The organism is Desulfonatronospira sp. (assembly GCA_003563255.1).
Classification (GTDB): Bacteria; Desulfobacterota; Desulfovibrionia; order Desulfovibrionales; family Desulfonatronovibrionaceae; genus Desulfonatronospira.
This window is the reverse complement of sequence record PWSL01000134.1, coordinates 1-7,969: the sequence shown is the minus strand read 5'-3', so window position 1 is coordinate 7,969 and position 7,969 is coordinate 1. Positions and strand designations below refer to the sequence as shown.

The 7,969-nt window shown below is 53.7% G+C and carries 5 protein-coding genes; 3 read left to right on the top strand and 2 right to left on the bottom strand.

The window, feature by feature from the left end:
• Window positions 1-833 precede the first annotated feature (833 nt).
• The gene (locus QZP87_RS03695) at window positions 834-1,619 is read left to right on the top strand and encodes an HD domain-containing protein (RefSeq protein WP_291321567.1); all 786 of its coding nucleotides are present in this window, start codon (window positions 834-836) and stop codon (window positions 1,617-1,619) included.
• A 362-nt stretch (window positions 1,620-1,981) separates the two neighbouring features.
• On the opposite strand, the gene QZP87_RS03690 is transcribed toward QZP87_RS03695, so the two are convergent.
• Complete coding sequence (locus QZP87_RS03690; RefSeq protein WP_291321566.1) at window positions 1,982-2,581, bottom strand: 5-formyltetrahydrofolate cyclo-ligase; 600 nt, start codon at window positions 2,579-2,581, stop codon at window positions 1,982-1,984.
• Between the two features lie 398 nt (window positions 2,582-2,979).
• Here QZP87_RS03690 and QZP87_RS03685 point away from each other — a divergent pair, with 398 nt between their 5' ends.
• A complete protein-coding gene (locus QZP87_RS03685) occupies window positions 2,980-3,150 on the top strand; it encodes a hypothetical protein (protein WP_291321565.1) in 171 nt (56 codons plus the stop codon).
• Window positions 3,151-3,174: 24 nt separating this feature from the next.
• Here the strand turns inward: QZP87_RS03685 and uvrA are convergent, their stop codons facing one another.
• Window positions 3,175-5,925, bottom strand: a complete 2,751-nt coding sequence (gene uvrA / locus QZP87_RS03680; RefSeq protein ID WP_291321564.1) for an excinuclease ABC subunit UvrA — start codon at window positions 5,923-5,925, stop codon at window positions 3,175-3,177.
• A 266-nt stretch (window positions 5,926-6,191) separates the two neighbouring features.
• Between uvrA and hypF the strand changes: the two genes are divergently transcribed.
• Window positions 6,192-7,969: carbamoyltransferase HypF (hypF, locus tag QZP87_RS03675; RefSeq protein WP_291321563.1), on the top strand; the 1,778-nt coding region annotated here is incomplete at its 3' end.

Below are 7,969 nucleotides of genomic sequence, written 5' to 3'. Positions count from 1 at the left end.
GACCTCCGGGGACTGGCTCTTTTGCCGCCGGGATTTTTGAGCAGTTGACAGTTTTCCATCGGCAAAAGTGCCTGTCCCCAATTGAGATACCATACTGTATTTAATAAGTTTCGCTGTAGTGTTAATTACAGTTTGCAATCAAGGTGATCTTTATGTTTATCGTTAACAACCCTTGAACAATGCTCTTCTTATCTGCGGAGATCTGCGCAATCAGTGGCCAAAATTCTTTGCCTTTGATGCTATCAGCTGCATGAAGAAGAAAGATTTTAGCCGCTGATATTGCTGATTTTACGCTGATTAAAATCATTTTGATAGCAATCTAGAATAAGAATTAACCAGGTCAAAGGCAACCAGTTTTGCGAATGAGAGATTTCAGTAACCAATAAATGATATCGCGGGGACAGTCCCAATAGAGATAAGAGCACTGCATTATCATGGGTTGCGGGCAGAGTCCGCTTTAGTACTCAGCGTTGGACAGTCCCCAGGCCTGGTGCCGGCAATCACCATCGAGTCCCACCCCTGAATGGTTACCCGAAAGCTTGTCCTTTGCTTCTCTATCATGTATATTTTTTCGCATACATCAACAAGCAAGATTACGACTGTAAATAGTGTTATTTCCAGTCACAGTAGTCAGTGGCCAGCAGGCAGTAGTCAGTAAAATCAAAGGGTTAGATGCTTTATATTTACCACTATCAGTTAATATCTGACATACTGCAGTTTCATCAAGTAAGGGACTGACGCGGGCTGTGCCTGCAACCCTATAAAGAAAAGAGTTTTTGGTATCTGTTTAGCGCTTTCCTTAAAAGCGCTAAACAGATACATGACCGGGTTTCATGAATAAGCGCCTAAAATATTACCAGAACTACTTTAACGAGTATGTGCAAAAGTTTGTGGACTTTGCGCCTGATGAAGATGCAAATTTCAGATTGAAACAAGAGCACTGTCTCCGGGTCATGGAAATCGCCCGGAACCTGGCACTTTACCAGGGCTTTGACTCCAGATCGAGTACCCTGAGCACCCTGGCCGGCCTGTTTCATGACCTGGGCCGTTTTGAACAATACAGGCAATACCAGACCTTCAACGACAGGCTGTCTGTCAACCACGCACTTTTGAGCACCAGAATACTGCACCGGGAAAATGTCCTGCGGGAATTACCCTTGCCTGACAAGAAGTGCATTCTAAAAGCAGTTCTTTTTCATAACAGGAGATTTCTTCCTTCAGGGTTCACAGGCTGGTGCCTGAAGGTAGCCGGGGCCGTGCGGGATGCTGACAAGCTTGATATTTTCCCTATTATTCTCTTTCACATCACCCGGGATTCCCGGAACAGCAACACTGTAACCCTGGACCTTGAAGAGGGGAGCGACATAACCCCGGCAATCCTTGATCAGGTAAAGTCAGGGCAACTGGCCGACTATTACAGCATGCGTTATAAAAATGACTTCCTGCTGCTGTTGATCTCCTGGGTATATGACTTGAACTACCCCTACTCCTGTCTGCAGGTCCTTGAGAAAGGCTATATCAATACCATTTTTGAAATGCTGCCGCATAGCGAAAGCCTGCGGTCGCTTGAAAGTGAGATAACTCTGTATCTGCAGCACCGGGCCTCGAAAGGCCTCTAACCCAGCAACGATACTAAATTTTGCCTCAAGGTGACTGACTCTTCAGGCACTCACTTGAAGCTGAAAGTCAGGCTCCGTATAAAATAAGTATTACATAATGTTTGCATAATCTGGGGGGGACGCGGAGCGTCCGGGGAATGTAGAAGACAAATATAACACTTGTATCGTGACAGATCCTTAGCGGGGGACAGTCCCCAGGCCTTGTGCCATTTGTTATCACCGAGGACCCCCTGAATGGCTACGTTTTGATTAACTCTGTCACGCTATGGCGTGAGAGCGATTTTTTTCATCCTGTTTGCCGAATCCCCGGACCACTGTAGCTCATATCATTATTGTGAACAGTTACCAATTATTACCCATTTTCAGCTTGACTCATTTTGGGTAAAAACTTCAATGATCCTTTTTTCTGTAAACACATAATGCATAGGTATATCCCAGGGATCTGCCGGAAGACTTTCCACCACCTGGAAATCATATGCAAAGCCCGCAAGCAGCGGCCCTGGGTCTGGAAGCAGGCTGAAATAGCGGTCATAAAACCCCTGGCCGAAACCCAGGCGGTACCCGGATTCGTCAAAGGCCACCCCGGGCACCACCGCCACAGATGGAGCATGATTCTCAAAGATATTCTCCTGTATCGGCTCCGGCTCGTAGATATTGCAAAACCCCGGCCTGAGGCAGCTCAGGTCCTGCACCCGGTAAAATTCCATCCTGCCGGACCGGCCTGGATCACAGTACGGGGCGTACACCTCACGGCCCTGCTGCAGAAGTTTTCGAAGCAGAGGCCTGGTATCCACTTCATTTTTGATGGGCAGATAGACCAGAAAACAGGTATGCTGCATGAGCTTCTTAGTAGAGAGAAAATTTTCTATTACGGCAGAGCTTTTGGCATTTACCTCCCCGGGGTCCAGGGAACTTCTTTGCCTGTGCATCGCAGCCCGCAATTCTTTTTTATCCGCATGCATAAGATTTGACCTTCAGTTTTTCAGAGGATATATGCCTTTTATCTGTTAACTGATAACCGATAACCGGGTTACAAACATAGCCTGATACGGTTAATCTTCAGTTTAAGGTAACTCTTCAGGGGAGCAGGAAGCATGCAAAGCATCCTGAGTGACAGACAGGCAACCCCTTCCAGGACTCTTTATTCTTAAAAACCGTGTGTGCGGAGCACCCGTGTGAAGCTGAAGGCTTCCCGTGCCGGAGAAGATTTTTTTGGCACGGGCAACTTCGTTGCTCACGGGCGGCTTTGCCGCTCACGGTTGGGGAGTAACGCCTGAAGTCTATTCTCGGTGGCGATTGCCGACACATCCCTGAATGGTTACAGTTTAAGCCGTCTGTAAAAAACAAAGAGGAACCAGTCATGAACATACCAATATTCAGAGGCGTTATACTGGGAGGTACTGTGGGACTTACAGCCAGTCTGCTCTTTGGCATCGACCCCCTGCGGGCCCTGATCCTGGGAGTTTTGTGCGGCCTTCTGGGTGTGGCCACCCGTGTGGCCATAGAAAACAGAAAAGAAAAAGACAGGTAGAGCTGAGCCTGCTGACTGCCCTTATCAAGTCTCAAGGGACAGAAACCTGCCCGTAACCGACCCGGGGTTGTCCCTGACTTCCTCCGGTGTACCCCGGGCCACAATGTATCCTCCGCTGTCCCCGCCTCCGGGGCCCAGGTCCAGGAGATAATCCGCACAGGCCACCACGTCTAAGTTGTGCTCGATGACAATTATCGAAGCCCCTTTGTCCACCAGCTGGTTCAGAACCTGGATAAGCTTGCCCACCTCGTGGGTATGCAGGCCTGTGGTGGGCTCATCCAGCACGTACAGGGTCCCTGGAAGGCTCTTCTTGGACAGCTCCCTGGATATCTTTATCCTCTGGGCCTCTCCTCCCGAAAGAGTAGTGGCCGGCTGACCCAGCCTCAGGTATTCCAGGCCCACTTCCTCCAGGATGCCCAGCTTGCGCTCCAGGACCGGGTAATTCTGGAAAAACACCCTGGCCTGGGCCACGGACATATCCAGAACCTGGGCGATATTATACCCCCTGTATTCAATGTCTAAGGTCTCACGGTTGTACCGCTGCCCCCCGCACACCTCGCAGGTCACGAAAACATCCGGCAGAAAATGCATCTCCACCCTTATCTGTCCGTCTCCGCTGCAGGACTCGCAGCGCCCCCCGCGCACGTTGAAGCTGAAACGCCCCGGCTTGTAACCGCGCTTTCTTGCGTCTTTGGTTTCGGCGAAAATATTTCTGATTTCATCAAAGACCTTGGTATATGTGGCCGGATTGGACCTGGGGGTCCGGCCGATGGGTGACTGGTCAATGGGCACCACCTTGGCGATGTGCTCCGCTCCTTCAATTCCGGCAATGCTTCCGGGTTCATCCACCTTGAGTCCCCTGGCCAGGGCCAGGTGCTTGTACAGCGAATCCACCACCAGCGAGCTCTTGCCCGAACCGGAAACTCCAGTGACCACCACTAACTGGTTCAGGGGAATGTCGCAGTCTACGTTTTTGAGGTTGTTGGTGCTCACTCCTCGCAGAGTCAGGCAGCGACCGGAGTTTCGCCTTTTATCCGGCCTGGGGATAGTCATCTCCCGGCGCAGGTACTTGCCGGTCAGGGTATTGGAACCAAGCAGAGCATCCACGCTTCCCTGGTGCACCACTTCCCCGCCCAGGGCTCCGGAACCGGGTCCCAGCTCCAGCACGTGGTCCGCGCTTCTGATGGTGGCCTCGTCATGCTCCACCACCAGCACGGTGTTGCCCCGGCCCTGGAGTTCGCGCAGGGTGGACAGCAATCGGTCGTTGTCCCTGGGATGCAGGCCTATGCTTGGCTCGTCCAGGACATAGGTCACCCCAACCAGGCCGGAGCCCAGCTGCCCTGCCAGGCGGATGCGCTGGGCCTCCCCCCCGGACAGGGTGGACATGTTCCGGGCCAGGTTTATATAATCCAGGCCAACGTTGACCAGAAATTTGAGCCTGTGGCTCAGTTCATTTATAAGCGGCTCTGCAATCCTGGCCTGGGACTTCTGAAATTTCATGCTTTGCAGCCACTCTAAGGCCTTGTGAATGGACAGCCGGGTAAATTCGTAGATGTTTTTCCCGTTTACATGCACGGACAAGGACTCGGGCCTCAGCCTGGCCCCCCTGCATACAGGACAGGGCCTGGACTGCCTGTACCTGGCCAGTTCATCGCGCCAGACCGGGCCGATGGCGAACCCCTCCTCCAGGAGGCTCAGCACCCCCTCGAAACCAAGTTCCTTGTCTCCGGCAAAAAGCGCTTCTAAGGCCTCCGGGGAAAAATCAGCCAGCCGGGTGTCTAAGTCAAAGCCGTATTTGCGGCCCAGGGCCAGCAGGTCGTCCTTGTACCTGGCAAAGACCGCAGGCTTTTTCCAGGGGATGATTGCCCCACGGTTCAGGCTCAGGCCCTTGTTGGGGGCTATCAGGTCCGGCTCAAAATACTCCACGCTGCCGATGCCCGAACATTCCGGGCAGGCCCCCTGGGGACTGTTGAAGGAAAAAAGCTGCGGGCTGGGAGCAGGCATGGAGATCTTGCAGTCAGGGCATACCGCCTGGGTGCTGTAAAAAATGTCCCGGCCGTCCACAATGGACACCAGCAGGCTGTCCTGACCATAAGCCAGGGCCAGTTCAACCGAGTCGGCCAGCCTGTTGCGCATGTCCGGCTTGTGCACTAAGCGGTCCACCACCAGCTCTATACGGTGTTTGCGGTTTTTATCCAGCGCGGGCAGAGTGTCTAAGCTCTGGACCTCGCCGTTTATGCGCACCCGGACAAACCCCTGGGACTTGAGCTTTTTCAAAAGCTCCTGGTGCGTGCCCTTTTTGTTGTTCACTAAGGGGCTTAAAATCATAAACTTTGTCCCCTGAGGCATGTCCATGATATGTTCTATGATGCGGCTGGCGGACTGGGCCTGCACCTCCAGGCCGCACTCGGGACAGGTGGAAGTCCCAAGTCTGGCGTAAAAAACCCTTAAAAAATCGTACACCTCGGTCACCGTGCCCACAGTGGAGCGCGGATTTCTGGACAGGGTATGCTGCTCAATGGAGATGGCCGGGGAAAGCCCCTCAATCTTGTCCACCAGGGGCTTGTCCATCTGCGGCAAAAACTGCCTGGCGTAAACGGACAGGGATTCCACGTAGCGCCTCTGCCCCTCGGCATAGATAATATCAAAGGCCAGGGTTGACTTGCCCGACCCTGAAGGACCACAAAGGACCACCAGCTTGTTGCGGGGAATTTCCAGGGACAGGGACTTGAGGTTGTGCTGCCTGGCCCCGCTTATGCGAATTGAATTTTCCATAGTTTATAAAGGTGAAGGTTGTTTATCAGGCAAGGACATGAAGGCTTCTTGTCTTTTCCGGTTTAAAATCTTAAATCAGTTAACACTACAGCGAAACTTATGATTGGCCTCCGGGGACTGGCTCTTTTGCCGCCGAGATTTTTGAGCATTTGAAGGTTTTCCATCGGCAAAAGTGCCTGTCCCCAGTTGAGATACCATAGTGTATTTTATAAGTTTCGCTGTAGTGTTAATGGCTGCGATTATTATTTTTATACAAACGGAAAATTATGAGGCGTAAGAGGTATATTGTCAATGGCCGGGTCCAGGGAGTAGGCTTCAGGCCCTCTGTCTACCGTATGGCTGCTCAGCACGGCCTTACTGGTTCGGTGCAGAACACCTCCCTTGGCGTGGTCATCGAAGTCCAGGGCAAAGAGGAGGCACTGGCCGGGTTTGAAGAAGAACTCCGAGGCAACCCCCCGCCCTTAGCTGAAATTACCCGGATTCAGACAGACGAGACAACACCTGAGGCAGGTGAATCCGGATTCATCATCCTGGAAAGCTCTGCCCTGGAGCAAAGCCAGGTGCTCATAAGCCCCGACTCCGCCGTATGCAGCGACTGTGCCCGGGAGATACTGGACCCTGAGGACAGAAGATATCTCTATCCCTTCACCAACTGCACCAACTGCGGCCCCAGGTATACCATTACCGGGCTTATCCCCTATGACCGGCAAAACACCTCCATGGCCTGCTTTGAAATGTGCCCACAGTGCCGCCGGGAGTACAGCGACCCCGGGGACCGGCGTTTCCATGCCCAGCCCAATGCCTGTCCCCAGTGCGGCCCCAGGCTCTGGCTGACAGATGCGGATGGCAACAGGATTTCAGGACATGCCTCCCCCCTGAAGAAAAGCGCTTACCTGCTTAAACAGGGCAGCATCCTGGCCATAAAAGGTCTGGGCGGGTTTCACCTGGCCTGCAATGCATCCCATCAGGAAGCCGTCCGGGAACTTCGCCGCCGCAAGAACCGCCCGCACAAGCCCCTGGCTGTCATGGTCCCGGACATAGCTGCCGCTGGAAAGCTGGCGGAGCTAAGCCCATTGGAAGCAGAAATCCTGCAGAGCCCATCCAGCCCCATCCTGGCGGTGAAGCCCATCCAGCCCTGCCCCTTGAGTCCCGACCTGGCCCCGGACACAGACCTGCTGGGCATCATGCTGGCATATACTCCACTGCACCTGGTTCTCTTTGAACACTTCAAAACACTGCTCACCCGGCAGGAAATACCCGCCCTGGTCATGACCTCGGGCAACATGAGCTCCGAGCCCATAAGCCTTGGCAACCGCGAGGCCCTGAAACGCCTGGGGCACATTGCGGATTACTTTCTTCTGCATGACAGGGACATCCTGGTTCGCTGCGATGACTCGGTAATGTGCGCCCGCGGACCCGGGCCTGCTTACTTTCGCCGGGCCAGGGGATATACCCCGCAGCCGGTATTTCTGTCCCGGATTGGTCCTTGCATTCTGGGTACAGGCCCGGAGCTCAAAAACACCTTCTGCCTCACCAGAAATGACCAGGCCTTTGTCTCCCAGCACATAGGCGACCTGCAGAACTTAGAAAGCTACAGCTTCTACAGGGAGTGCATAGATCATCTGCAGCACGTGCTGCAGGTCAACCCGGAAATGGTGGTCTGCGACCTGCACCCGGACTACCTGAGCACTAAGTACGCCAGGCAGGAGTCAGGTCTGCCGGTGCAGGCCCTGCAGCATCACTACGCCCACATCCTGTCGGTCATGGCTGAAAACCGTTTTGAAGGCCCATGCCTGGGCCTGGCCTTAGACGGAGCCGGGCTGGGGGATGACGGCACCCTGTGGGGGGGAGAGCTTTTGCTGGTGGACAACCGGGACATGACCCTGCAAAGACTGGGCAGCTTTGAGCCCGTGCCCCTGCCCGGAGGAGACCTGGCCGTGCGCGAGCCCTGGCGCATTGCCGCAGGCTTTATCCACAGGCTGGGCCTGGAGCATTCCGTACTGGCCAGGGATTTTGAGCAAGGGCTGAATAGAGAGGAGATGCT

What these genes read in the sequence shown, in the direction of transcription:
- QZP87_RS03695 (WP_291321567.1), top strand. Translation starts at nt 834, where the DNA reads ATGAATAAGCGCCTAAAATATTACCAGAACTACTTTAACGAGTATGTG.
- QZP87_RS03690 (WP_291321566.1), bottom strand. Translation starts at nt 2,581, where the DNA reads ATGCATGCGGATAAAAAAGAATTGCGGGCTGCGATGCACAGGCAAAGA.
- QZP87_RS03685 (WP_291321565.1), top strand. Translation starts at nt 2,980, where the DNA reads ATGAACATACCAATATTCAGAGGCGTTATACTGGGAGGTACTGTGGGA.
- uvrA (WP_291321564.1), bottom strand. Translation starts at nt 5,925, where the DNA reads ATGGAAAATTCAATTCGCATAAGCGGGGCCAGGCAGCACAACCTCAAG.